The sequence below is a fragment of the Chryseobacterium hilariae genome (assembly GCF_051400735.1).
In the GTDB taxonomy this organism is placed as follows: Bacteria; Bacteroidota; Bacteroidia; order Flavobacteriales; family Weeksellaceae; genus Chryseobacterium.
This window is the reverse complement of record NZ_JBLFFJ010000005.1, coordinates 1-26870: the sequence shown is the minus strand read 5'-3', so window position 1 is coordinate 26870 and position 26870 is coordinate 1. Positions and strand designations below refer to the sequence as shown.

Genomic DNA, 26870 nt, shown 5'->3' with positions numbered 1-26870 from the left:
ACTTTAATAACAACTAATTTATGAAAAATATTTCATCGGTATTGTTAATTTCTGCGCTGGCACTTAATCAATCTTGTACTACAATGAAGAAAACCGATACTCAACAGGAGGCTCCGGTTACCGATCCATCCTTATCTTCAAACCCTTTTATGAAGAAAAGCAAGCTTCAATATGAGGCTCCGGAATTCGATAAAATTAAAAATGAACATTTTAAACCTGCTTTCGATTTTGGATTAAAACAGCACGATGCTGAGATCCTGAAGATCGCCAACAATCCGGAAGCCCCAACTTTTGAAAACACTATTGTAGCTCTTGAAAAAAGCGGCGAGGTTTTAAAAAGAGCCACTATTGTATTTTCCAACCTTACAAGCGCCAATACAAACCCTACTCTTCAGGCTTTGGATGAGGAATACGCTCCCATTTTTGCAGCACATTCTGATAAAATGTACCTGAATGAAAATCTATATAAAAGAATCAAGTCCATTAAAGAAGACGGCTTAGATTCCGAAGGAAAAAGACTTGTACAGTTTTACAAACAAAATTTTGAAATTGCAGGAGCAAATCTTTCTTCTGCTGATAAGGAAAAATTAAAGCAGATCAACCAGGAATTGGCTTCACTTTCTACGCAATATGCCAATAAATTATTGGAAGCAAGAAAGCAGGGAGGTGTATTTTTCTCTGATGCTAAAGAACTTGACGGGCTTTCTGCCGACGAGATTGAAGCTGCAGCCACTGATGCTAAAACTGCAGGACAGCCGGGAAAATATCTTCTTGCGTTGCAAAATACTACGCAGCAGCCTCTTCTTCAGAATCTGAAAAACAGAACTACAAGAGAAAAACTGTTCAAAGCGTCTTGGCTCAGAGCTGAAAAAGGCGACGGAAACGACACCCGTGAAACTATTGAAAAATTAGCTAAACTGAGACTTAAAAAAGCTCAGACCTTAGGCAAGAAAAGCTTTGCTGAATGGAAGCTCCAGGACCAGATGGCTAAAACACCTGAGGCAGCCACCAAGCTGATGAACCAGATCGCCACTCCCGCAGTGGAAACGGCAAAACGTGAAGCAAAAGATATTCAGGATCTGATCGATCAGCAGAAAGGTGGTTTCAAAGTAGAACCATGGGACTGGAATTTTTATGCCGAGCAGGTAAGAAAAGCGAAATATGATCTTGATGAGAACCAGATCAAGCCTTACTTTGAAGTGACTACTGTTCTGGAAAAAGGTGTTTTTTATGCTGCTGAAAAATTCTTTGGACTTACTTTCAAAAAAAGAACTGATCTTCCGGTTTACCATCCTGATGTGGTAACCTATGAAGTTTTTGACCACGATGGAAAATCTATCGCAATCTATTATCTTGATTTCTATACCAGAGATTCTAAAAACGGAGGTGCATGGATGAGTAATTTTGTTGAGCAGTCTTATCTTTTAGGAACAAAACCTGTAATCGTAAACTGCTATAATTATCAGAAACCGGCTCCTGGAAAGGCATCACTGATTAGCTACGATGATGTTTCTACAATGTTCCATGAGTTTGGACATTCCATTCACGGGATGTTTGCAAGCCAGAAATACCCATCACTTTCAGGAACAAGTGTTCCTAGAGATTTTGTGGAATTCCCGTCTCAGATTAATGAGCACTGGGCTTTAGATCCTGTTGTTTTAAAAAATTATGCAATCCACTATGAAACAAAACAGCCGATTCCCCAGGCTTTAGTTGAAAAAATTAAAAAAGCATCTACTTTCAACCAGGGATATATGACAACAGAACTTGTTTCTGCCGCAGCTCTGGATATGGACTGGCATACTGTAACCAATGAAAGCCAGCTTATTGAGGTTCTTGATTTTGAAAAACAGTCATTAGCCAGCCACGGGTTCACTTTAGCTACCGTTCCACCGAGATACCATACTCCTTATTTTGCTCATATCTGGGGTGGCGGATATTCGGCAGGATATTATGCTTATCTATGGTCTGAAACCCTTGATAATGATGCATGGGAATGGATTAAAAACAACGGAGGACTGACAAGGGAAAACGGTGATCGTTTCAGAAAATATATTCTTTCTGTAGGAAATTCTGTAGATCTTAATCAGGCATTCAGAGATTTCACAGGTCATGATCCGGATATCAAGCCTTTATTAAGAAACAGAGGTTTTATAAAATAATTTGTATAGAGAAGCATCCGATTGGGTGCTTCTTTTTTTGCTGAAGCCGTGGAATGATTGTATATCTTATTTAAATGGGCTTAAACCCATTTTTACTGAATAAATTAGTTTTTGAGATGTTCCTTATGTCATGGGCTAAGGCCGGTTCTATCAATAAAATCTTTATTTTTGTGGTTCAAAAATAAATTAAATATGGATTGTCCCTGCTGTTCAGGAAAATCGTACGAAGAATGCTGCCAGCCTTACCACAGCGGAGAAAAACATGCCCCTACTGCAGAAGCACTGATGCGTTCCCGCTTTTCTGCATTTGCGATTCCGAACGGAAAATACCTGATGGAAACTACATATCCGGCCAAAAGAAAATTTCACAATACAGAAGATCTGCAGGAATGGGGAGAAATTAATGAGTGGACAAAACTGGAAATTATAGATAAACCTTCTTCCAGCAAAGTTGAGTTTAAGGCCTTTTATACTGATGAAGAGGGCCACAAGCAAATCCATCATGAATTATCAAAATTCAAAATGATTCAAAACCGATGGTTTTATGTAAGCGGGGAGTTTTTAGAATAAATAAAAAAATGTCCGAAAAAATCCGGACATTTATTATAGTTTAGTGAGCTTCTGTTCCGTCAGCTCCATGAGCGTGACCGTGAGCCAGTTCTTCTTCTGTCGCAGGACGTGTATTTATAATTTCTACCTGGAAATCTAACACTTTCCCAGCCATTGGATGGTTAAGGTCTGCTATTACTGCTTCAGGTGTTACCTCTAATACGAATGCCTGGAAATTATTTCCCTGACCATCAGACAAAGGCAGAATAGCTCCCAAAGGCGGCGTTCCTGATTCCTGAAACATATCGATAGGCAACTGCACGATTGAGTTTGGATCTTTTTCTCCGTAGGCTTCTTCTGCCTGAATGATAAAAGCAGCTTTATCACCGGCTTTCAAACCCAGGATATTTTGCTCAAACTTTGGAATCATTCTTCCTACCCCATATAAAAATGTAAGAGGATTTTCTGCTGTTGTTTCTTCTACAAGAATCTTACTTCCATCTTCTTCGATCGTGTGAAGTATGTAACTTACTGCTACAACATGGTTGTTTTCAATTGTCATATTTTTTCTTTTTTTCGTGATATTTTTTCACGATTAACAGCACAAATATACTATTTTTGAAATGATTGACTGTGAGAAAGATATTTAAAAACAAAAATCTCAATACAGTATACCTTATCACTTCCCGTGCTTTGTTTCGTTTCTTTTTTTCTGTCTCAATACATAGAGATACAGGCTTTCTACCTTGGCTCTGGCCCAATCTGTTTTTCTTAAAAATTTCAGAGAGGAATTAATACTCGGGTTATCTGTAAAACATTTGATGTTGATCTGCTCGCCAAGCTTCTCGAAGCCTTCGTAGTATTCTATCAGTTCTTCAAGAATGGCATCGAGTCTTTTTCCGTGTAAAGGATCTTTGGACTGTTCCTGCATTGTTATTTTTTTGTAAAAGTAGAATATTATATGTTGATATGGAAATCTCACCTTGTATCTCGGAAACTGCTTATCAGAAAACAGTAAATTCAATCGCAATTATTTCAAATATTTCCACCTTCTTTTTTTACATTTTAATAATAAAAAAGACAGCAATTTCTTTCAGTAAATGATTCTTCACCGGTTATAAAATAAACCTCCGCAAAACAATCAGCGGAGGTCTTTTTATAATTTATAGATCCTGAATAACCGGTTTTACATTTTCACCGAACAGTTCAATGGATTTCATCATAATATCGTGAGCAGGATCACCGATATCCATATGACCGATGAATCTTGTAATTCCGAAAATTTCTTTCATGTAAGCAATTTTATCCGCAACTTCTGTGGGGCTTCCAATAAATAAAGCACCTTCTCGTGCTCTTCCGCCATCATACTGCATTTTGGTATAAGGAGCCCAGCCTCTGGTTGCCCCGATTCTGTCCATCTGAGATTTATAGTTATTGAAATACCCGTCCACAACAGCCTGATCATTACTTACAAAGGTGTGCGAATGAATGGCAATCTGCATTTCGGATACATCGTGTCCTGCTTTTTGATATTCCTGTTTATAAAACTCTACCAGATTCTTAAACTGTACCGGCATTCCTCCAATGATAGCTACCACTAAAGGCATTCCTAATTTTGCAGCGCTTAAAACAGATTGTGGAGTTCCGCCTACCGCTCTCCAGATAGACAGCTTTCCGTCGTTTTTTGCTCTTGGATAAACAGTCTGGTTCTGCATCGGTGCACGGAGCTTTCCTGACCAGGTTACATTTTCCTCTGAATTGATCTTTAGCAGCAATTCTAATTTCTCATCAAAAAGCTCTTCGTAATCATTCAGAGAATAGCCGTAAAGCGGAAAAGATTCAATAAAGCTCCCTCTTCCTACAAATATTTCAGCTCTTCCGTCTGATATCAAATCTAATGTTGAAAAATCTTCATATACTTTTACCGGTTCTGAAGAACTCAAAACCGTAACACCACTTGCCAGCTTTATATTTTTAGTGATACTTGCTGCTGCTGCCAGTATCATTTCCGGTGACGAAACTGCATAATCCGGACGGTGATGCTCTCCCATCGCAAAAACATCAATTCCTACCTCATCCATCAATTTTACCTGATCCAGTATTTCACGGATCTTCACTCCTGCATCTCTATATTTTCCGGTTGCCTGATCAAAAGCCAGATCACCAAACATTCCTATTCCTAATTCCATATTTTCAGATTTTAGATATACAAAATTACCATTATGAAACATTAGAAACGTTGATGTTTGTTAAGATCCGATCATGGCTCTATTTCCAGAAATTAAAAAATCAACAAAATATCATGGAAGAAAAAAAATAATCCTGCTTTTTTTCAGATTTTCAATAACAATTCATATCATTCAATTTAAATTATTTAAATTATTAATTATCAACGACTTACGCGTTTGTAAATGAAAATTAATTGTATATTTGTCTCGTAATTAAAAAAATCAAATAATGAAAAAGTACATTTTAATTGTATGCCTTTCTTTAGCCGGCATATTTAAAGCCCAAACTTCAAAAGAATTAATAGGCAAATGGCAACTAGTTGAGGCTCAGATTAACGACCAACCGAAGGATATAAAATCTACCTTTGGGAGTGATACGGTATTTCAGAATTTTAAAGAAGATTCAAGTTTTGAAGCAATTATCGGAGGGAAAACCAATAAAGGAAAGTGGGAACTAACGAAGGAAAATGATGTGCAGATTTTGAATATAACAGCTGGAAAGAATGTAACAAAATTCAAGGTTGATTATTTCGATGCAAACAAAAGAACAATTTCTCTCGTAAACAAAGGAAATAAGATTTCTTTGACTTATAAAAAAATCTAAGGAGATTATCTTTAATAAAAAATCCAGCCAAGGTGGCTGGATTTTTTATTATTATTTTTTAAGATTCTGATCAAAGTAGTCTGTAATCTTCTGCATCAGGTGGACTCTGTCTTTCCCGATTACGTTATGCGGATGTCCCGGATAGGCAAAGTAATCCAGCTGAACTCCGTTATCTACTGCAGCCTTAATAAATTTAATGGAATGCTGCCACACTACCACATCGTCCTGTGCACCGTGGATCATCAGTAATTTTCCTTTTAAATTCTGAACTTTATCCAACAGATTAGCGGTAGCATATCCCTGAGGATTTTCCTGCGGTGTATCCATATATCTTTCACCATACATGATCTCGTACATTTTCCAGTCGATTACCGGACCTCCGGCAACACCCACTTTGAAAACATCAGGATGGCGAAGCATGAAGCTTGTCGTCATAAATCCACCAAAACTCCATCCATGAATCCCCATTCTCTGAGAGTCTACATAAGGAAGAGACTTTAAATAGTCTACCCCTTTCATCTGATCGTTCATCTCCGTTGTTCCCAGGTTTCTGAAAACAGCCTGCTCAAATTTCATTCCACGGTTGGCAGAACCTCTTCCGTCCATTGTGAAAATAATATATCCGTTTTGAGCCATGTATTCGTACCAAAGGTTTCCTGATGCCGGAAAAGTATTGGTCACCAGCTGAAGATGTGGGCCGTTGTACAGATAAACAATTACCGGATATTTTTTATTGGCGTCAAAATCTGTCGGGAGAATGATCTTTCCGTAAAGTGGCGTCCCGTCATCAGCTTTTAGTTCTACATTTTTAATTTCAGGTCTCTGATAATTTTTCAGCGTATTTTCTGCTGTAAGAATGTTGGTTGACTTAGCAGTATTGGTATTGATAATATTCACAGACCTTGGTGTACCTGCATTAGTATAGGTATCATAAAGATAATTTCCGTCGCTGCTCAGGATTCCTGTGTGTACACCTGACGCATCGTCCATCCGCTGCATTTTAAAATTCGTCCAATTGATCTTATATAAATGCTTTTCAAGAGGTGTTTCTTTGGTAGAAGTGAAATAAATCTCCTTTTTCTTTTCATTAAAACCTAAAATATCTGTTACCAGCCAGTCTCCTTTGGTGATCTGGGCAACCAATCCTTTTTCCAGGCTATAGTGGAACAGATGATTGTATCCTGTTCTCTGGCTCTGCCAGATAAAGTCTGTATTGGAATTCGGGAAGAAAGTAAGCGGATGTTGAGGCTCAACATATTTATCGCTGGTTTCTTCAAATAAAGTTTTGATTAAATTTCCTGTAGCTGCGTCGTACTGGTTCATTTTTAAATGATTCTGCCCACGGTTCAGAACGCCTACAAAAATATATCTTGAATCCGGGCTCCACGTAACAGCTGTTAAATACTGATCTTTTTCGCCTTCAATTTTCAGAAAAGTGGTTGACTGATTTTTGATATTATAGACTCCCAAAGTAACTTCGTGGGATTTCTGCCCTGCCATCGGATATTTGATGTTGTGGTTTACAGCCGGAGTTACAGACCAGTCAATAACAGGGTAATCTGCTACCATCGTCTGATCCATTCTGTAAAACGCTACAGCTTCTGAATTCGGTGCAGGGAAAATTCCTGTATCAATTCCGAATTCATTCCGGTGAACTGCTGCTCCTCCGTTGATGATATTTTCATCAGAATCATTGGTTACAGCTATTGTTTTACCATTTTTGCTGACATATAAATTATTCTTTACGGTGAAGGCAAAAGTCTGGTTATCTCCGAACATTTTCATATTGGAAGCGTTCTCATCGACTGCAGCAGACGTTTTTACTTTCCAGTCGTTTCCTGATTTTTCGATCCAGAACATTTTGTCGTTTGAATTAAAATAACCGTTTGAACCGCTGGTAAACTTAATCTGTGGGACAGCCTTCAGTTTAGCATCAGAGAATGTTTTGTTCAGCTGAGTCAAAGACACTAAAGTATCCTGCTTACTGGTCTTAAGATCGGTGATCAGATAACCGCCTTTCACAGCCTGGATATAAGATTTACCATCCGCAGCCCATGAAAACTGGGAAATATTTTTCACGGCAAGATTCGTTCTCAGTCCATTTACAGCCTCCGCCATTGTAAATTTTTGGGTCTGCGCGATTGCAGAACTACCCAAAACCAGCATCAATAAAGAAAATCTATGTAATTTCATCGTATAAAATTGAATCCATCAAAAATAAGAAATAAAAGTCATCCGTTAATAAATGTTAAATAAAACATTCATAAAACAGGATTAATGCATTGATAAAAATAAATTCTTAACTTAATGGTAGGAGAATTAGAGTGAATGGTGAAGTGTCAATAGTGAATTTTTATATCTGCCATAATCCACTATTTACTTGCGAAGCAAATTGACTATTTGACTATTGACATAAAATTAGAGTTATTTCATTTCTTAACCTAAGTCAATGACTTATATATGTTCTCCGTCCTACATTTGCAGTATTAATAACAAACAAAAAATACAATACAATGGCAACAAAATGGAACCTAGACCCAACGCATAGTGAAATTACTTTTAAAGTAAAACACATGATGATTTCTAATATTAAAGGAAACTTCAGAACGTTCAATGCTGAAATTGAAGCTGAAGATGATACTTTTAGCAACGCTAAAACAACGGCTACCATCCAGACTGATTCTGTATTCACCAATAACACAGACAGAGACAACCACTTAAAATCCGCAGAATTTTTCAATGCAGAAGAATATCCTTCCATTACATTCGAATCTCAGGCTTTAAATGATAAAGTAACAGGAAACCTTACGGTAAACGGTATTACAAAACCAATTACTTTAGATGTTGACTTCGGAGGAATCAATGTTGACCCGTGGGGAAATACGAAAGCAGGCTTTTCTTTTGAAGGCAAGATCAACAGAAAAGATTTCGGACTGAACTGGAATGCAGCTCTTGAAGCAGGAGGTGTAATGGTAAGCGACGAAGTGAAAATTGCCGGAGAATTACAGTTTGTAAAACAGGCATAATATAAAAATGAGTTTTGGATAGTCTCTTCAAAAATATCTAAACCAGTTAAAACATAAAAAGGTTCAGGGATTTTTCTAAAAGCCTTGGACCTTTTTTAATACTTTCAACTTATGAATCTTAATGATCTGCAAAATATCAGCGCCAATTTTGGAAATACCCAAAGAATGCCCGTTTTATTCCTCGGGCATGGCTCGCCGATGAATGCTATTGAAGAAAACCAGTTTGTACAGGGATTCAGGAAAGCAGCGCAGGAGATTCCTAAACCTAATGCCATACTGTGTATTTCTGCACATTGGTATACACAGGGTACTTATGTTACTGCGATGGATATGCCAAGAACGATCCATGATTTTGGAGGTTTTCCAAAAGCTTTATTTGATGTAGAGTATCCTGCTCCGGGAAATCCGGAACTGGCAAAAAAAACAGCTGAACTTTTATCACCTGTTTTGGTAGAGGAAGATCATAATTGGGGATTAGATCACGGCGCATGGTCGGTGATTAAACATATGTATCCGGATGCTGATATTCCTGTGATCCAGCTGAGCATAGATTATACCAAGCCTCCGCAGTATCATTTTGATCTTGCCCAAAGGCTGAATAAGCTTCGTGAAAAAGGAATCCTGATCATCGGAAGCGGAAATATTGTGCATAACCTTCGCCTGATCGACTGGAAAAATATCGATACGGTAGGCGCCGGCTGGGATTGGGCTGTGGAAGCCAGAGAAAAGACAAATAACTGGCTTCTGAACGGAAATTTCCAGAATATTATAAATTATCAGAAACAGGGAACATTTCTTCAATATGCAGTTCCTACACCGGATCATTATCTTCCGTTGATCTATACATTAGGCTTAAAAGATCAGGCTGAAAGTCTGTCTTTATTTAATGATGAACTGATTGGTGGATCATTAAGCATGACCAGTGTAAGGATAGGATAAGCTATTTCACAGTTTTTATCACTAAGAACTCTTCCTGCAGCTCTTTTTGCAATTGACGACAATATTGAGATTAAAAAAAGGGAATATCACCAATCCGGACAGCTCATCAACGAAGGTGATTTTCAAAGAATTGAAAATATATTCTGATTGATAACCAGCTGGGAGACCGAGATATTCCCTGATCTTTTTACTTAAAACAATTATTGTACAGCTGCCAGGACATTGATGTTTCCATAGCCGTAGCTTGAATTCACCGTTGGATAATACGTGGCAGACTGTCTCATTTTATTGAGTACCTGATCTCGTGTCCATGAAGGGTTTTTAGCCCAGACAAGAGCGGCAATTCCGGCTGTAGCAGCCGTTGCTACTGATGAACCGCCCACATAATCTGCCTGATTGTTATAATAACTTAGAACCGGAACGGTATTCCCGTTGGCTCTTTCCATCTGGAAAGTAAAATCAATCTGGCTGCCTGAATGGCAGACATCACATTTCTGGTTGGAAGTTCCTTCTTTTACTCCGGTTACAGCCTGTGTTTCAGACATGCTTGCCGGAAAAATAACGCCCACAAAATTGGTAAAACTGGTAGAAGTTCCTCCCGCACAGAAGATCAGCTTTCCTCTTGAATAAGCATACTTTACCCCGTCTTCGATCTTTCCTACCGAGAAAATATGTCCCATCGACATGGAAATGATCTTTACACTGGTATTATTAGCCAGATCCGTAAATGCTGTTTTTACTCCGTTTTGTTCGCTGGAAGTTTCCAGCACCACATTGGAGGCCGCACGGTAAGTGATGAGATTCGCGTTGTAGGCAACTCCTACAGGCAGTCCTGCATTATTTTTTGGTGCCGCCATCACAGAGGCCATCTTCGTTCCGTGTCCGCATTGGTCAGCCGGACCGTCTTTAGTGGATCCGTTGACATATGATCCAAATTTACTGATTGTTCTTCCGGAAGATGCTCCCGTATTAAAACTGCTTCCCAGCAATGTCTGTTCGGGGGAAACTCCGGTATCAATAAGTCCTATGGTAACTCCTGCTCCGGTACTGTAGCTCCATGCATTTGGAATATTATGCTTCGTAAATGCCCATGGTACCTTGGCATTGGGAGTGGTGGTGGAATAATCTGCAACATTTAAAGCCGTTGATTCAAATCCGCATCCCGATGAACCACTGCTGGATTTTGCATTGGGATTAAGACTGTTTTCTATTTCAAAATAATGATAATCTCCCGGCTCCACATATCGGATATTTTTCATCTTTCTTAACGCTGTAATGGTTTCTTCTTTGTCTATGACAACATCCATCTGATTAAGATACTGATCGGAAGAAATCAAAAATCTCTTCTGCTCAACACCTTCATATTGCTGGATCAGATCTAAAATTTCTGCTTCCATTGCTTTGTTGTCAGGAGAAAGGCTTCTGTCAAAATCATTCTTTGAAGAGCCAAATCCGATGGATACCATTCTGTTTCCTCTCAAAATCGCACTCCAAAGCAGATGATCTGAAGCATTTTTCCAATTGAAAGATCCGGTATTCTTGATCGTGCTGTTAATTTCTGCATTGATCTGCTTTCCCGTCAAAGGATCCTTCTGAACAGCTTCAATTACAGGATTTTCGTTCTGCAGTTCATCTCTGGTACATGAATTCAAAACAAAGAACAGTGCTAAGAGGTAAAATACTCTTTTTTTCATAGTTTTAATTTTATGGTTTGGAACCACAATATAACACTTTGACGTGATTTAAAAGCTTAGAAAAAATGAATTTAGTATTATCTGAATATTAATAGTTGTTTCTAATTTTTGAAAAGTTTACAATATTTTCTCATAGCATACACTATTATCAACACCAATATATTGCCCGTAATTAAGAATCCTTATATAGCCGCATTTTTCATACAATGCAATAGCTTCAGGTTGCTTAATCCCTGTTTCCAGCACACATTTTTTATATCCTTCTTCTTTAGCCCAGCTTTCCAGCTCATTCAATATTTTGGAAGCAAAACCCTTCCCTCTTTTTTCTGTATCCGTATACATTCTTTTTATTTCTACAGTATCTTCAGAAAAAGGCTTGAAGGCACCGCAGCCCACCGCTATATCATCAGAGTAAGCTACCACACAATTTTTAAGCATGTCAATGGAGTTGAACTGGTGATAAAATTCATGATCTTCTCCATCACGTACAGCAAGATCGGCATCCAGGAGTTTGACTAAATTCTGGAAATCTATATTGGAAGAATCTGTTCTTTTGGTAGTCATTATTTGTTTGATTTAAAGCTTTAATATGATTTAAGAGTAAGCTCAAAATTACAAAAGCTTCCCCTGTGAGAGGAAGCTTGGGTTTTATTTGCTTTTAATTCATTTGAATTATGCGTCAACATTAAATTTTCTATCGTTGATCAGCTCTGCAATCGCCAGCATATCTTTTCCTATCAATCTGTCGTCTTCCAGTTTTTTAACTTTAGAACGGATGATGGCAAAATTCTCTTCAATAATTTTCGAACATTTGGAAGGTCTTCTGAATTCTAATCCCTGCGCTGCAAACATTAATTCCACAGATAAAATATTAACCAGATTTCCTAAAACCTGATTGAATTTTCTACCGGAAATACTTCCCATAGAAACATGATCTTCCTGTCCTAAGCTTGTTGGGATAGAGTCAGCCGATGCCGGGAAACACAACGTTTTATTTTCCGTAACCAAAGCCGCTGAAGTATATTGAGGAATCATAAATCCTGAATTCAGTCCTGAGCTTTCCGTCAGTAATCTTGGAAGTCCGTATTTTCCCTCTAATAATAAATAACTTCTTCTGTCTGAAATATTTCCTAATTCAGCAGCTGCCAATGTAGCATAGTCAAGAGGAAGTGCCATCAGCTGTCCATGGAAGTTTCCTCCGGAAATAGATTCTTCAGCGCTTAAGACAATTGGGTTATCTGTCACAGAATTCAGTTCTGTTTCAGCCATCAGTTTAAGATGTTCAAAAGCATTTCTGCTGGCACCGTGCACCTGAGGAACACATCTCATAGAATAAGGATCCTGAACTCTTTCACAGTCTTCATGCGCTTTCATATTTTCTGAACCTTTTAAAAACTTCACCATTCTTGCCGCTACTTTTTTGCTCCCCTCGAAAGGTCTGATCTCGTGAAGTTCTTTTTTGAATGGACTTTCAGAGCCCCTATAGGCCTCAATACTCATTGCAGCAGTCATATCCGCTAAGTTTAATAAGTATTCAAATTTCTCCAGACCTTTGATTGCATGAGCCAGAATAAACTGAGTTCCATTGATCAATCCTAAACCTTCTTTCGGACCTAAGGCTAATGGCTCAAGGCCATGTCTGTCCAAAACTTCCATAGTTTCAAAAATCTGATCTCCTTCCCAAACCTGTCCTAATCCGAGCAACGGAAGTACAAGATGGGCAAGAGGCGCCAAATCCCCTGAAGCCCCTACTGAGCCCTGTTCCGGCACTACTGGAATAATATCTTTTTCAAGCATCAGAATCAGCCTTTCAATCACTTCCAAAGAAACCCCTGAAAATCCTTTAGACAAAGCATGAACTTTAGCAATAATCATGATTTTGGAAAATTCCTTGTCTATAGGCTTTCCTACTCCTACCGCATGAGAAATGATAAGATTGTACTGCAGTTGAGCAGTTTCGTCAGCTGATATCTTAGTATCACAAAGCGGTCCGAAACCCGTATTGATCCCATAAACACATCTATCGGACTCTACTATTTTCTGAACGTTTTTCTGGGATTTTAGGATCTGTTCTTTGGCTGCTTTATTAAGTTTAGCTTTATTTGGCTTTTTACAGATTTCCAGAACATCATGGAAAGTAAAAACATCTACACCGTATATCATTTCTAAAAATTTGCTTAAAATTACGGATTTAACCATAATTGGAAAAGCTAAATCTCACAGTATTATGTTTTTCTTTTACCAGGAGGTAAATATTCCAAAGAAGAGATTGAAAAAATGGAAACCTATCTCTTTAATGAAAGCTTTAATAGGTCTTCTCGCAGAAGACATCAACTCTATTAAAAAAACGGAACCTCATAAAGGTTTAAATCATATCATTAAGCTGCAGAAAAAACGCTGCAGTTTTTGTTCTTTTAAATCCCGGATGGATTCCGTAATTTTGTTGTATGAATCCTTCTTTAGAATTACAGCTCAAAACTTTACCATCAGAACCGGGCGTTTATCGTTATTATGATAAAAACGACCAATTGCTGTATGTAGGAAAGGCCAAAAATTTAAAGAAAAGGGTTCTCTCCTACTTCAATAAAAATCTTCCCGGCTACCGTATCAAAATAATGGTAGGAAAGATCGTACGCCTTGAAACAACTATCGTCAACAGCGAATATGACGCGCTTTTACTGGAAAACAACCTGATCAAGGAACACCGTCCTTTTTACAATGTATTACTGAAGGATGATAAGACATATCCATGGATCTGTATTAAAAATGAAAGTTTTCCAAGAATTTTCCTTACCAGAAATGTAATCAAAGACGGATCTGAATATTATGGGCCTTATGCCAAAGTGCGCCCTGCAAAGATTTTGCTGGATACCATCAAACATATTTACAAGCTAAGAACCTGTAATCTTAATCTTTCACCTGCTAAAATTGCAGAAGGAAAATACAAGGTGTGCCTGGAATATCATATTAAAAACTGTGAAGGTCCCTGTGAAGATCTGGAAAGCAAGGAGGATTATGATGAAAAGATCGATGCCATCCGAGGAATTATCAAAGGGGATTTCCGGAAAGCAAAAGAGTATCTGGTGAATCAGATGATGAAAATGGCTTCCAATCTTAAGTTTGAAGAAGCACAGATCATTAAGGAAAGACTGGATATCCTGGAGGATTATCAGGCTAAAAATACGGTCGTAAATCCAAATATTGACGATGTAGATGTTTTTGGAATGACCAGCGATGAAGCGGCCGCTTATGTGAATTTCTTCAAGATCAGAAATGGAAATATCATTCAGAGTTTTACCACGGAAATCAAAAAGATCCTTGAGGAAACGGATGAAGATATTATGGAAGAAGCTTTGATCGAGATCCGCCAGAAGTTTAGCTCTGATTCTAAAGAAGTATTGTTACCATTTCATCTTTCTGTGGAGATCCCGAATGTAAAGCTAATTGTTCCAAAAGTGGGTGATAAAAAAAGGATTGTGGAACTTTCGGAGAAAAATGCGAAGGAATACCGTTTAGAAAAATTAAAGCAGGTCCAGATTGTAGATCCGGAAAGACATACAAACAGAATCATGTCCGAAATGCAGAAATTACTGAGAATGCCGGTGGAGCCCAGACATATTGAGGGTTTTGATAACTCCAATATCCAGGGGACAAACCCTGTTTCTGCGTGTGTGGTTTTTAAAGACGGAAAACCAAGTAAAGCTGACTACAGAATTTTCCACCCGAAAACAGTAGAAGGAGCCAATGACTTTGCCACGATGGAAGAGGTGATTTACCGCCGCTATAAAAGAATGCTGGATGAAGGGGAAAACCTACCGCAACTGATTCTTATAGATGGAGGAAAAGGTCAGCTTTCGTCCGCTGTAAAAAGTTTAAAATTATTGGGTCTTTACGGCAAAATCACGATTGTAGGAATAGCAAAAAGGCTCGAGGAAATTTTCTTTCCTGAAGATTCTATTCCTTTATATCTGGATAAAAAATCGGAAACATTAAAGATTCTACAGCGGGTAAGAGACGAAGCGCACCGTTTCGGGGTAAAACACCATAGGACGAGAAGAAAAAACTCTACCATCAAATCTGAACTGGAAGAAATTCCGGGTGTTGGAGGGAAAACAATTGAGCTTTTGCTTTCTAAATTGAAGTCTGTTAAGCGAATCAAGGAATCGAGTTTGGAAACTTTGGAAGAGATTTTGGGGAAAAGTAAAGCCAGGATTATTTACGACTATTTTAACAGCAACATCACATAAACAAATATAAAAGGCTCTTTTTTAAGAGCCTTTTATATAGTTATTTTTTAATGACCTTACCCAAATGTTCTCCTTTTTCAGTTTTTACTCGAATGAAATAGATACCTGAAGAAAGATCTGATACATTGATCTTATCATTAGTGTTTGTTACATTCTTTATCAATTTTCCGGCAGCATCAAACACTTTCACTGTTTCGATTTTATAATTTCCTTTACTCTTTACCGAGAAATATTCTACAACAGGATTAGGATAGACCTGAATATCTACATTGGTGTTTTTTTCGGCTGTTCTACGAATATCATCAGTTGCTAAATATACCGGCAGAGTATCCGTAACTTCGTACAACTCACTACCATGATTTTTTGTTGCAATGGAAAGATATAATCTTTCTCCATCTGTTGCTATTTTTTCTATATTTTCGTTAGGCAGCAGTTGATTGTCATCATTGATTACAAAAATGTCCATCGGCATTGTATTGGAGACCGTACCATTGGTTTTCCATACTTTCTGGGAATCCCCGTTCAGGAAGTACAGATAGTTATTGGCACAGATCATTTCTTTTACAGAAGATAAATTGGAAGATAAACTGAACGTACCGCTAGCGGTCCCATCCGTTCTCCAAAGCTGAGTACTATTGTTATTGGTAAAAAACAACTGGTTTCCGCATTTTTTAAATTTAGTTTCGCTAAAAAAATTACTGCTTAAGATTTCAGTAGTTCCTGCTACAGTGCCATCTGTTGAGTGAAGACCGGCGAAATATCCTGTAGTAATATACAACAGTTTATTATTTAAAACTTCAGTTTCTCTGGAAATGTTAGCATCACCAAAAGGTATCGTATAATCTTTTAATAGAACCGCAGAAACCTGATCTCCATCTGAAGCCCATAGTTCATTTTGGGAAGAGCTTGAATAATTTTCCTTTCTTTTTGTGAAGAAAAGTTTGTTATTAAAGCTTTTTAATACCTTTATATCACCATCTCCTCCATTCTGATAACTAAACTGAATGGCTTTTGAAGTTCCGGCAGACGTACCGTCGGATTTCCAGATTCCCAGTTTTCCATTTTCTTTGGCTATGAAATAGGCAAACCCATTCAGAACCGCTGTTTGTGAATCCGTGTTATACATGCTTCCCATATCATCCGTCGAAATATCTTTTACCAAAACCGCAGTATCTGAGGTATTATCAATTTTCCAAAGTTCGGTTCCCAGTACATTGTTGTATCCGGAAAATAGTAGGACATTGTCATTTAGATTGACATAAAAAGATTTATCATAGGTTGATGTACCTGTAGATGTAGACAATGCCACTGAATTTGCTGCTGTACCATCTGTCCTGTATAATCCATTCATTGGGTTAGGACTTCCGTTTTTGGTATAAAAATAATTTCCTACTTTAAAGAAAGTATCATTAGGACTGGAAAACATTCCTACAAATGAAGATCCTCCAAAGTTGGAAAGTCTTTCAAGCTGGTTAGTATTTTTGTTTCTTTTATACAACTGCCTATTGTATTCGCGATCAGCAGCAACAAAAATGAGTTCATTGTTCAGAACATCGAAAGAATGTGGTGCAGAACTTTCAAACCGGCTGATATCAGTGGCTAAAGAAGAATTTTGAGAAACCGGGTTTACGGAGAATAGCTCTGTTCCATTCTTTGGATTATATCCTGTAAGATAAATTTTAGAATTCAGATCAATAAAGCTGTTGTTATAAGGCATCCCGATATCTGTAATTTCAAATGTCTGAGATGAGTTTCCATTCGCTACCCAATACCTGTTGCCATAATTTGGTTTAGTAAGGATCAAATACTTGCTATTTGAACTTTTTCCATATAATTCAGTTTCAGGTGGGGTATTGAATAAAACAGTTCCTGCTTCGGTACCATCTGTTTCCCAAACATAATCACCGTAAGCCGGACTTACTCCATTGGCATTACTGTCAAAATATATTTTATTGTTAAGCCTTATAAATTTGCTGTTCGCCATAGAACTTGTATTTCCCGGCATTATATTTTTCAGCATCTTGGTTCCTGCAGAAGTTCCGTCGGAGATCCAAGGTTCCATGCCTCCTGCATCGGGATCAAATCCTTCAAATATAAAATAGTTATCCGCAGAAATTCCATTCAAACGTGGGACCCGTAAAGGTTTTACTGAAACTGTTCCGGCTTCAGTTCCATTACTTTCATAAAGTGCATACTCAGTTCCCTGATTAGCAATGAAGTAAAATTTATTATTAAGAAGTAATATATTGAAATCTCCTGAAATACTTCCGCCTGCATTAGGGGCAATATCTTTCAGCATAACAGTACCGGCTAGAGTACCGTCCGATTTCCAAATTTCTTTTCCATGAACTCCGTCATCAGCCCCTAAGATCAATTCATTATTAAATGAAAACATTTTAACATCCCCGGAATATACAAAAGTTTTCACTTTCAACAACTCCTTTGAAACTGTGTCATATGACCACAATTCATTTTGTACATAATAGAAAATTTTATTTCCGGCGACAACGAGATTACCTATAGAATAGTTTGAAATAAGATCTTTCTCTTTCATCGTTCCGGCAACAGTTCCGTCTGTTGCCCAGATCTGATACCCTGAAAAGCTTTGTTGGGCAATAAAATATACTTTTCCATTTACTTTTACAAAAGATGGAGAACCGGACACACCACTGTTCTGACCCGGAAAAATATCTTTCAACAATAAAGATTTTTGAGTTACAGAATTAAAGCACCATAACTCTCTTCCTTCATCACTAAATCTTGTAGCTGGAAAAATGATCAGATCATTCAGTTGAATTAAATTGCTAGGGTCACTGGAAGAGCCGAAATTTATTTCATGCAGCTTGGCATTGAATACATTTTGTGCACTTGAATATATTGATAGAGATACCAATAGAGAAGCATAAATTTTTTTCATTAATAATAAGGTTAAATCCTTAATTCATCTTTACGTCTGAGTTAAGGATCATTATTGTGTTATTTTATAATCGGTAATTATTTTGCTGAAAATACTTCTTTAGAATATTCTCCGTTAGACTGCAGCATATCAATCACAATATTCCCGTTTTCGTAATATCCGATAGTATAAGTTCCATCCGAAAGTTTTACTCTAAAAACATCCTTTTTGGAAGAAGTTTTAAAAACAGCAAATGGTACAGAACTTCCATTGTCTGTCAGGATAAACTGATTGGTATCCACCTGAATTTTCTGAAGGTTTACCTTACCGTTGGTATATTTCCCGGATTTATTCTCGGTAACAGGTGCAGATGAATTCTCTTCACTTTTTATCACGATATTTTCTTTTGGACTTTCATCCTTTGTAACCTGAAGATTTGCCACCGGATTTGAAGCTGGAAGTGAAGCCAGAGACAGCTTGAGAGCATCCTGATAGCCTTCTTTATATTCTTTAATGTTCGAACTTCCTTTTGATGAAAATACCACACTTCCCTTACAGTCTTTAAACTCAAGCTCTACTTTATTTCTCAGAAAACTGCTTTTATTAAGGATATTACCCACGGCAAAACTGCAAGAGTTTTTTTCAATCTCCGAAGGCCACTGGTCTTTACCTTCCTGGACAACTACGTATCCTTTTGCTTTTAAAGCTTTGGCTAAAGAATTATCGAGATCATATGATTCTTTCTCGAAATCTTTAAAGGTCTGAGGAATAGAAATATATTTATAATCAGAAACTTTCTGTCCGAAAACAGCAGTTACTGCCAACATAAACGTGAGTACCGAAATCTTTTTCATTGCTTTTAAATTAATTCAAAGTTAATCATTTCTGAATGCTCCCATATCTAATTTAAGGGAGAAAAAATTAGAATAGAAGTTAGATCCTCCAATCCCTGAATTGGTGATCGCATAATCCAGTGTAAGTCCTCTGTATCTTATCCCAAGGCCGGCGCTCGGCTGGAAAGAAACTTTTCTTTTAAGGTCTTCAATGTCTGTAATAGACTGGAATCTGTTAATTCCAAGCCTTACAAAGATCATTTTCTGATATCCAAGTTCAGCACCCGCATAAGGGGTTATACTTGCAAAATCTGTAGATATCAAAGCTGCTGTTTTAGCAAAATCAACATTAATCCCAGCTTCCGGCAATACATACACACTGCTGTTGATATTGAATATTTTACTTGCTCCTACATTCAGCTTAGGCATCGTAAGTTCCATTTTATCTTTTGGCGCCGGGTTGAACTCTTCGCCATTTACAACCGTTGAAAGTTCTCCCTGATTAACACTCCAGAAGTTTACCGTAGTCGTTGCATCACGCAGCATTCCCCCGAATTTCCATCCGTTATCAGCCTTATAAATAGCTCCTATATCAAACCCAAAACCGTAACCGCTTGCAAATTTACCTACATTTCTATAAACAATTTTAGCATTTACCCCTACATCCAGTTTGGTATTTCCTGCCGGGTTGAAGGCATAGGAAAGAATAGCAGCATAATCAGACTGGGAAAATTTTGTGATTTTATCATAATCAATATTACCTTCAGCATCGATCATCTGGGTTGTATTCAGGATATTCTCTACTCCCAATCTTACTATTGAAACCCCAAACACACCTTCTTCCAGGACTTTTGCATAAGCCAAATAATCATATTTCGCAATAGATTCAAAATATTCTGCGTGCATTGCTGCTCCTTGCCAGTCCCTTTCAATAGCCATTAAACCAGCCGGGTTCCACATGGGTGAATATACATCATCCTGGTTGGAAATTACAGCCCCTCCCATTGCCAGACCTCTTGCTCCGGCTCCGATATTTAAAAATTCATTGGAATATTTTCTTATAATCTGAGATTGAGACAGCCCAAACAGCAGTGAAAATGCAAGTAAAAAATATTTCTTCATCATATAAATTTGATGCTTAGTTAAAGTTTTTTTGTTTTCTGGCTTTTATTAATCCATTTACAATAATAGCCAATATCATAACGCCTGAAGCTACATAAAATATAGGACTCATTTCTTCTGATTCTCCAAAGATAAAAAAAGCTAGTATAATTCCGTAGACAGGTTCTAAATTAACTGTTAAAATTAGAGTAAAAGGCGAAATATATTTCATAAGCTTCACCGATTCCAGCATCGGAAAAGCTGTAAAAACGCTTGCCAGTAAGCATATTAACGCCAGATCTCTGTAGTTTATTTCATTCATTTGAAAAATCTGTCCTGTAAACATATAAAATATCGCCAGAACAAACCATCCACAAAAAATCTCATAGAATATAATATTTCCTGAGCTCGTTTTCCCAAACATTTTACCGTTAAAAACAGAGAAAATAGTTCCGAATACTGCACACAGAATCCCGTAGATGATACCTTCTTTAAAATGAAATTCGGTTTTAAAAATTAATAATATACAGGCAACAATCACTACCCCCATTACAACTTCTGATATATCAATCTTTCTTTTAAAAATAACAGGCTCTAATATGGAGGCAAATAACGTAGAAAGAGACAGGCAGCTTAATGCTATAGAAACATTGGAAACTTTGATGGAATAAAAAAAGCAATACCAGTGAAGTGCCATAGCACAGCCTATCCCAGCAAGCTGAAAAAATATCTTCTTTGAGACTTTAATGCTCTCCTTTTTATAAATCCTGATAAATACAAATAAAAATACAGCAGCAAACAGCATTCTGTAAAATACAAGGATCTGGGCATTGGCATGAATCAGTTTTCCCAAAATTGCAGTGAAACCCCATAAAAAAACAATTAAGTGCAGCCTGAAAAGTGCTAATTTTTGCATATTTTAACTTCTGTAAATTTTTAACAGGCAAATTTACAAATAGGCTTTTACAAATCTGATAAAAAAACAAATAATAGTTTAATAAAAAAATACTTAATACGTATTCGCCTTATTTTTCCCAAATAATTATTTGCAAATTAGCTAAAAAAGAAGGATCCTATGAAAATTTTATATCAATAAAAGAAGTTGCAATTCATAGAGTGTCTTTTCTTGATAAAAAATTATAAATTTAACTGATGATACTCAATAAAGATATTAGAATTAAAACAGATCGGATGATATTGCAGCCTGTAGAAGAATCATATGTTGACGATATCAATACATACTTCACTGCAGAAGTTACAAGGTATATGCCTTTTAACCCGGATGGAAATAGAAATGACATTCTAGCTTTCGTAAAAGAATCAAAAAAGTTATTATTAGAAAATACAGACCTGGTAATGGTGGTACTTGATCATAATAATAATTTTATGGGTTGCTGTGGTATCCATAATATAACAGAAGAATCGGTAGAACTTGGATTATGGTTAAAAAAAAGCGCACAAGGCTTTGGGTTGGGAACAGAAATAATAGCGAGTCTTATTGAATTTTTAGAAAATAATTTTACTTTCAAATACATCATGTATCCAGTTGATCAGGAAAATATAGCCAGTAGGAATATACCTGAAAAATTAGGCTTTGTTCCTTTCAAAAAATATCAAAAAAATAAAAGCTCATCATCATTTCTCAATATTGTAGAATACAGAAAATATTATTCAGTTTAATATTTTCAACTTATTTCCAGTCTTCAATATATACGCAAAAAAACCCTGAAAATTTATTCAACGTTCAGGGCCTTCAAATAATAAACTATTAAAAAAATAAACTAGGAACTTAGAGTAATTAGCAAGGAATATTCTTCCTTTTACTCTGAAGTAAAGTTAGAAAAAATATCAGTAATTTGAAAATATTTTTTTGTTAAAAATTTCACAATTTTCTGAGAACCAATATATTAAACACTTGCTTTACTTCAAACGTCATTCATTATAAAAATAGTATCTTTAGCCGTAAAAAATTGAAATTTTATGGACCTTGAATTTAATAAACGGGAAGATCAAAATAGATTAAAATTATCTGATATCAATCAATTGCTCGCTGAAATAAAAAAAGGAGGCGGTGAAAAAAGGCTTCAAAAGCTTCGTGATGAGGGAAAAATGACAGCAAGAGAAAGAATTGAATATCTTCTCGACAAAGGTTCAGATTCCATAGAAATCGGTGCATTTGCCGGTTATGAAATGTACGAAGAGCATGGCGGATGTCCTTGTGGAGGAGTTGTGGTAGTGATGGGATATGTTTCCGGCAGACAATGTCTTGTTGTTGCTAATGATGCTTCTGTAAAAGCCGGGGCCTGGTTTCCTATTACCGGAAAAAAGAATCTCAGAGCACAGGAGATTGCTATGGAAAATAAGCTTCCTATCATTTATCTGGTAGACTCTGCAGGTGTTTATCTTCCTATGCAGGATGAGATTTTCCCTGATAAAGAACATTTCGGAAGAATTTTCAGAAATAATGCTAAAATGAGCGCTATGGGAATTATCCAGATCTCGGCTGTTATGGGCAGCTGTGTAGCTGGAGGTGCTTATCTTCCGATTATGAGCGATGAAGCAATGATTGTTGATAAAACCGGCTCTATTTTCCTTGCCGGAAGTTATCTTGTAAAAGCGGCTATCGGAGAAAGCATTGATAATGAAACCCTGGGAGGAGCTACTACGCACTGTTCAATTTCGGGAGTTACAGATTATAAGGCTAAAGATGATAAGGATGCTTTAGACAGGATCAAAACCATCATGAAATCTATTGGAACTAATGAAAAAGCAGGATTTGACAGAATAGAAAGTTTTCCTCCAAAGGAAAATCCTGATAATATTTTTGGAATTGTTCCTGTTTCCAGGACAGAACAGTATGATACATACGAAATCATTAAATGCTTGGTTGATAATTCAGAATATGATGAATATAAGCCGGATTATGGAAAAAGCATCATTTGCGTCACAGCCAGAATTGACGGCTGGTCTGTAGGAATTGTAGCGAATCAGAGAAAGCTTGTAAAGAGCGGTAAGGGTGAAATGCAGTTCGGTGGCGTTATTTATTCGGATTCTGCCGATAAATCAACAAGATTTATTGCCAACTGTAACCAGAGAAAGATTCCTTTAGTTTTTCTTCAGGATGTTACAGGATTTATGGTAGGTTCAAAATCTGAACATGGAGGTATTATCAAAGATGGTGCTAAAATGGTGAATGCCGTTTCCAATTCAGTGGTACCAAAATTTACAATTATTACAGGAAATTCTTATGGAGCAGGAAACTACGCAATGTGCGGTAAAGCTTATGATCCCAGATTAATTGTAGCGTGGCCTTGGGCAGATCTTGCTGTAATGGGCGGATCGCAGGCAGCAAAAGTTTTGGTGCAGATTCAGGAATCCACTTTAAAGAAGCAAGGTAAAGAGATCACTGAAGAAGAACATAATGAGATTCTGAATACGATTACAAAAAGATATCAAAAACAGACAGAAGCTACTTATGCTGCTGCCAGGCTTTGGACAGATGCTATCATCAACCCTACAGATACAAGAAAATGGATCTCTATGGGTATTGAAGCTGCCAATCATTCTCCTATTACTGAAAAATTCAATCTGGGAGTTATCCAGGTTTGATCATATTGGTTTTCCTAAAAATAAAAAGATGTGGAATGGATTTTCCACATCTTTTGTTTTTATCCTGTTGAAATTTTTGAATTCTAAGAAAAGAACACTCCCGTTCTGAATCTCTCTTTATTCAGTTTTTTATTAACTGCCAGCCCCCAAAGAATAAACTCTTTTAAGAATAAAATATCTTCTGGCAAAGTATCCGGTTGGTATTTTTTAATGATCTGGTCAAGAGGTGCAATTCTGTTAAGAGATTTTGCATAGACTTCATCCGAAGATTCATCAGTAATTTCCAAAGAGCCGTCGTCTTCCAAAAACCAATCCGTAATCTGGCTAAACGGTCCATCAATACTCTTTTTCTCCAGCTTTTCCACTTTTGGAAAATAAAATGCGAATAAAGTTCTGATTGCATTATCAATTAATAACTGAGCAACTGCTTCCGCGCCTTCCTGTTCGCCCTCATATACCAACTCCACTTTCCCTGTAATCGCAGGAATTATACCTACAAAATCACTTAATCTTACAGATGTTGTTTCATCACCCGTTAATAAAGACCTGCGTTCTGCAGTACTTAATAGATTTTCAAAAGCAGTGATACTCATACGTGCGCTCACTCCGCTTTTTGAATCTACATATTCGCTGTCACGAGCTTCAAAACCAATCTGCTCCAAAAGATCTTTAGCCAAAGAAGGAACATATACTCCATTTTTCTGACGTCCGTCTAAGCTGGATTCATACCTGGTAATTTCTCTTGCAATATTGATGTTTTCAGGATAATGTGTCAAAATCTGCGATCCGATACGGTCTTTCAGCGGAGTCACAATACTTCCTCTGTTTGTATAATCTTCAGGATTCGCTGTGAAAACAAACTGAATATCCAAAGGCATTCTCACCTTAAATCCACGAATCTGTACGTCTCCTTCCTGCAAAATATTAAACAAGGAAACCTGTATCCTCGCCTGAAGATCCGGCAATTCATTGATGACAAAAATACAACGGTTCGCACGCGGAATCATTCCGAAATGAATCACACGGTCGTCTGCATAAGAAAGTTTCAGATTGGCAGCTTTAATAGGATCAACATCACCGATCAGGTCGGCAACAGTCACATCCGGAGTTGCCAGTTTTTCGAAAAATCTTTCATCACGGTGAAGCCATTCTATCGGAGTATTATCGCCTTCTGCTTCAATTAATTCTTTTGCAAAACGAGAAATTGGGTTGAATGGATCATCATTAATTTCGCTTCCTGCAACAAAAGGGATCCATTCGTCCAACAATGAAGTCATCATTCTTGCCAGCCTAGTTTTTGCCTGACCCCTTAATCCTAATAAATTAATATTATGCCGGCTTAGAATGGCATGCTCCAATTGAGGAATAACCGTATTTTCGTATCCGAAAATTCCTTCAAATACAGATTCTTTATTGCGAATTTTACTTTTTAAATTATCTCTTAATTCGTCTTTGATATTTTTTGATATGTATCCTGATGCTCTTAATGAGCCTAATGTTTTTATAGTTGGCTTTTCAGTCATTTTATTTAAAATCTGATTTATTAACTTCTTGAAATATATCTTTATGAATAATGAATTTTAGCGAATTCTTTTTTTACGGTTAGTTTCATAATCTTCAAAAATCATGTGGCCTAATCCATTAAGTCCTGTATAAAAAGCTTTCCCTTGATTGGCTTCTGTAAATTCACTCACAAATTGCTGTAAATAGGGATCCTGCGCAATCATAAAAGTAGTAATTGGAACATGTAGTCTTCTGGCCTGAGACGCCATATTATAACATTTCTGAACAACATATTCATCTAAACCATAAGAATTCATGTAGTATGTACCATCTGGCTGACGAACGCAGCTTGGTTTCCCGTCGGTAATCATGAAAATCTGTTTGTTGGTATTTCTTTTTCTCCGTAAAATGTCCATCGCCAGTTGAAGTCCGGCAACCGTATTTGTATGGTAAGGTCCAACCTGCAAATAAGGTAACTCCTGAATTTTAACAGGCCATGCATCGTCTCCAAAAACAATAATATCCAAAGTATCTTTCGGGTAACGTGTTGTAATAAGCTCTGCAAGCGCCATAGCCACCTTTTTGGCTGGAGTGATGCGGTCTTCTCCATATAAAATCATGCTGTGGCTGATGTCGATCATCAAAACCGTACTCATCTGAGATTGATGAATACTGTCTTCAACAATTAAATCATCTTCAGTAAGATGAAAATCTCCGATTCCGTTATTGATCTGGGCATTCTTAAGACTTTCGGTAATAGAAATTTTCTCTACCGGATCTCCAAAGTTATAATTACGAAATTCCCCTGTTGTATCTTCCCCCGTTCCGCTTTTATTGGTTTTATGATTTCCGTTTCCACTTTTTCCAAGGTTCCCGAATATTTGATTAAGCGCTTGTTTACGAATATTTTGTTCCATTTTTGCGCTCAGGCGAATTCCACTTCCACCATTAGGATCTACTTCTTCACGGATATATCCTTTCTTTTTAAGATCTTCAATAAAATCGTCAATAGTGTATTCCGGAGTAGTAAGCTGGTATTCTTCATCCAACATTCGAAGCCAGTCAATCGCTTCATCAAAATCTCCCGAGGTATGGGTTAACAAATCCGTAAAAATTTCCAGCAGTCGATCAAATACAGATAGTTCTTGTGCCTTGTAAGTTTCAAATCTGAACCCTCTCACAATATGCTCTTTCATGAAATAAAGTTACAACATAAATAAAAGGCCTTTAAGAGATTTAATCTATTTTAATTTTTATGAATAAAAATAATCTTGATTAATATTGAGAATATTTTAAGATGGGAGATAATAAGGTAACCACAGATTACTCATATTTCCACAGAGATTGTAGATAGGGTTTATTGCTTATTACTGATCATTTATCTTTATTTTGAGTATATAACAAAAAAAGTCTCATACAATCTGTGTTGTATGAGACTTTTAATAAAAACTGGCGGCGGCCTACTCTCCCGCTTGTCGC

General features: G+C 37.0%; 21 protein-coding genes. 8 read left to right on the top strand and 13 right to left on the bottom strand.

Features of this window, described 5'->3' with window-relative positions; translation table 11 throughout:
• Positions 1-20: 20 nt before the first annotated feature.
• Positions 21-2162 carry a M3 family metallopeptidase gene (locus ACMGDK_RS14915; protein WP_436808691.1) on the top strand — a complete coding sequence of 714 codons (2142 nt, stop codon included), beginning with the start codon at positions 21-23 and terminating at the stop codon, positions 2160-2162.
• Positions 2163-2354: 192 nt separating this feature from the next.
• Positions 2355-2732: a YchJ family protein gene (locus tag ACMGDK_RS14910; protein WP_436808690.1), complete on the top strand. Its 378-nt coding sequence runs from the start codon at positions 2355-2357 to the stop codon at positions 2730-2732.
• A gap of 40 nt (positions 2733-2772) precedes the next feature.
• Here the strand turns inward: ACMGDK_RS14910 and ACMGDK_RS14905 are convergent, their stop codons facing one another.
• The 3 genes from ACMGDK_RS14905 to ACMGDK_RS14895 all read right to left on the bottom strand — a co-directional run bounded on the left by ACMGDK_RS14905 (position 2773) and on the right by ACMGDK_RS14895 (position 4900).
• Entirely contained in the window at positions 2773-3273 is a 501-nt protein-coding gene (locus tag ACMGDK_RS14905; protein WP_436808689.1) for an FKBP-type peptidyl-prolyl cis-trans isomerase, read from the bottom strand.
• A gap of 117 nt (positions 3274-3390) precedes the next feature.
• Positions 3391-3642 carry a VF530 family protein gene (locus ACMGDK_RS14900; protein ID WP_436808688.1) on the bottom strand — a complete coding sequence of 84 codons (252 nt, stop codon included), beginning with the start codon at positions 3640-3642 and terminating at the stop codon, positions 3391-3393.
• Between the two features lie 232 nt (positions 3643-3874).
• Positions 3875-4900 carry an LLM class flavin-dependent oxidoreductase gene (locus tag ACMGDK_RS14895; protein ID WP_436808687.1) on the bottom strand — a complete coding sequence of 342 codons (1026 nt, stop codon included), beginning with the start codon at positions 4898-4900 and terminating at the stop codon, positions 3875-3877.
• Between the two features lie 268 nt (positions 4901-5168).
• Here ACMGDK_RS14895 and ACMGDK_RS14890 point away from each other — a divergent pair, with 268 nt between their 5' ends.
• Positions 5169-5543 carry a hypothetical protein gene (locus tag ACMGDK_RS14890; protein WP_436808686.1) on the top strand — a complete coding sequence of 125 codons (375 nt, stop codon included), beginning with the start codon at positions 5169-5171 and terminating at the stop codon, positions 5541-5543.
• A gap of 51 nt (positions 5544-5594) precedes the next feature.
• Here the strand turns inward: ACMGDK_RS14890 and ACMGDK_RS14885 are convergent, their stop codons facing one another.
• On the bottom strand, positions 5595-7736 hold the full coding sequence (locus ACMGDK_RS14885) for a S9 family peptidase (RefSeq protein WP_436808685.1): 2142 nt from the start codon (positions 7734-7736) through the stop codon (positions 5595-5597).
• 320 nt (positions 7737-8056) lie between these two features.
• Here ACMGDK_RS14885 and ACMGDK_RS14880 point away from each other — a divergent pair, with 320 nt between their 5' ends.
• Together ACMGDK_RS14880 and ygiD are read left to right on the top strand one after the other, a co-directional pair.
• Positions 8057-8569 (top strand): YceI family protein, encoded by a 513-nt coding sequence (locus ACMGDK_RS14880; protein ID WP_436808684.1) that lies wholly within the window; start codon positions 8057-8059, stop codon positions 8567-8569.
• A 111-nt stretch (positions 8570-8680) separates the two neighbouring features.
• Positions 8681-9508: a 4,5-DOPA-extradiol-dioxygenase gene (gene ygiD / locus ACMGDK_RS14875; RefSeq protein ID WP_436808683.1), complete on the top strand. Its 828-nt coding sequence runs from the start codon at positions 8681-8683 to the stop codon at positions 9506-9508.
• 200 nt (positions 9509-9708) lie between these two features.
• On the opposite strand, the gene ACMGDK_RS14870 is transcribed toward ygiD, so the two are convergent.
• From ACMGDK_RS14870 to hutH, 3 genes are all read right to left on the bottom strand, one after another.
• Positions 9709-11202 (bottom strand): S8 family peptidase, encoded by a 1494-nt coding sequence (locus ACMGDK_RS14870; RefSeq protein ID WP_436808682.1) that lies wholly within the window; start codon positions 11200-11202, stop codon positions 9709-9711.
• Between the two features lie 117 nt (positions 11203-11319).
• On the bottom strand, positions 11320-11766 hold the full coding sequence (locus ACMGDK_RS14865) for a GNAT family N-acetyltransferase (RefSeq protein ID WP_436808681.1): 447 nt from the start codon (positions 11764-11766) through the stop codon (positions 11320-11322).
• 108 nt (positions 11767-11874) lie between these two features.
• A complete protein-coding gene (hutH, locus tag ACMGDK_RS14860) occupies positions 11875-13365 on the bottom strand; it encodes a histidine ammonia-lyase (RefSeq protein WP_436808680.1) in 1491 nt (496 codons plus the stop codon).
• 284 nt (positions 13366-13649) lie between these two features.
• Between hutH and uvrC the strand changes: the two genes are divergently transcribed.
• Positions 13650-15449 carry an excinuclease ABC subunit UvrC gene (uvrC, locus tag ACMGDK_RS14855; RefSeq protein WP_436808679.1) on the top strand — a complete coding sequence of 600 codons (1800 nt, stop codon included), beginning with the start codon at positions 13650-13652 and terminating at the stop codon, positions 15447-15449.
• 40 nt (positions 15450-15489) lie between these two features.
• Here uvrC and ACMGDK_RS14850 read toward each other — a convergent pair whose 3' ends face one another.
• The 4 genes from ACMGDK_RS14850 to ACMGDK_RS14835 all read right to left on the bottom strand — a co-directional run bounded on the left by ACMGDK_RS14850 (position 15490) and on the right by ACMGDK_RS14835 (position 21195).
• Positions 15490-18366: a T9SS type A sorting domain-containing protein gene (locus ACMGDK_RS14850; protein ID WP_436808678.1), complete on the bottom strand. Its 2877-nt coding sequence runs from the start codon at positions 18364-18366 to the stop codon at positions 15490-15492.
• A 77-nt stretch (positions 18367-18443) separates the two neighbouring features.
• Positions 18444-19199 carry a hypothetical protein gene (locus tag ACMGDK_RS14845; RefSeq protein WP_436808677.1) on the bottom strand — a complete coding sequence of 252 codons (756 nt, stop codon included), beginning with the start codon at positions 19197-19199 and terminating at the stop codon, positions 18444-18446.
• Positions 19200-19220: 21 nt separating this feature from the next.
• Complete coding sequence (locus ACMGDK_RS14840; protein WP_436808676.1) at positions 19221-20303, bottom strand: putative type IX sorting system protein PorV2; 1083 nt, start codon at positions 20301-20303, stop codon at positions 19221-19223.
• Positions 20304-20316: 13 nt separating this feature from the next.
• A complete protein-coding gene (locus tag ACMGDK_RS14835) occupies positions 20317-21195 on the bottom strand; it encodes a DMT family transporter (RefSeq protein ID WP_436808675.1) in 879 nt (292 codons plus the stop codon).
• A gap of 236 nt (positions 21196-21431) precedes the next feature.
• Between ACMGDK_RS14835 and ACMGDK_RS14830 the strand changes: the two genes are divergently transcribed.
• Positions 21432-21959, top strand: coding sequence for a GNAT family N-acetyltransferase (locus ACMGDK_RS14830; RefSeq protein WP_436808674.1), 528 nt, complete (start codon positions 21432-21434; stop codon positions 21957-21959).
• Positions 21960-22259: 300 nt separating this feature from the next.
• Positions 22260-23888 carry an acyl-CoA carboxylase subunit beta gene (locus tag ACMGDK_RS14825; RefSeq protein ID WP_436808673.1) on the top strand — a complete coding sequence of 543 codons (1629 nt, stop codon included), beginning with the start codon at positions 22260-22262 and terminating at the stop codon, positions 23886-23888.
• Between the two features lie 83 nt (positions 23889-23971).
• Here ACMGDK_RS14825 and ACMGDK_RS14820 read toward each other — a convergent pair whose 3' ends face one another.
• Entirely contained in the window at positions 23972-25411 is a 1440-nt protein-coding gene (locus ACMGDK_RS14820; RefSeq protein ID WP_436808672.1) for an AAA family ATPase, read from the bottom strand.
• A 57-nt stretch (positions 25412-25468) separates the two neighbouring features.
• Positions 25469-26587 (bottom strand): vWA domain-containing protein, encoded by a 1119-nt coding sequence (locus ACMGDK_RS14815; RefSeq protein ID WP_436808671.1) that lies wholly within the window; start codon positions 26585-26587, stop codon positions 25469-25471.
• Positions 26588-26870 lie beyond the last annotated feature (283 nt).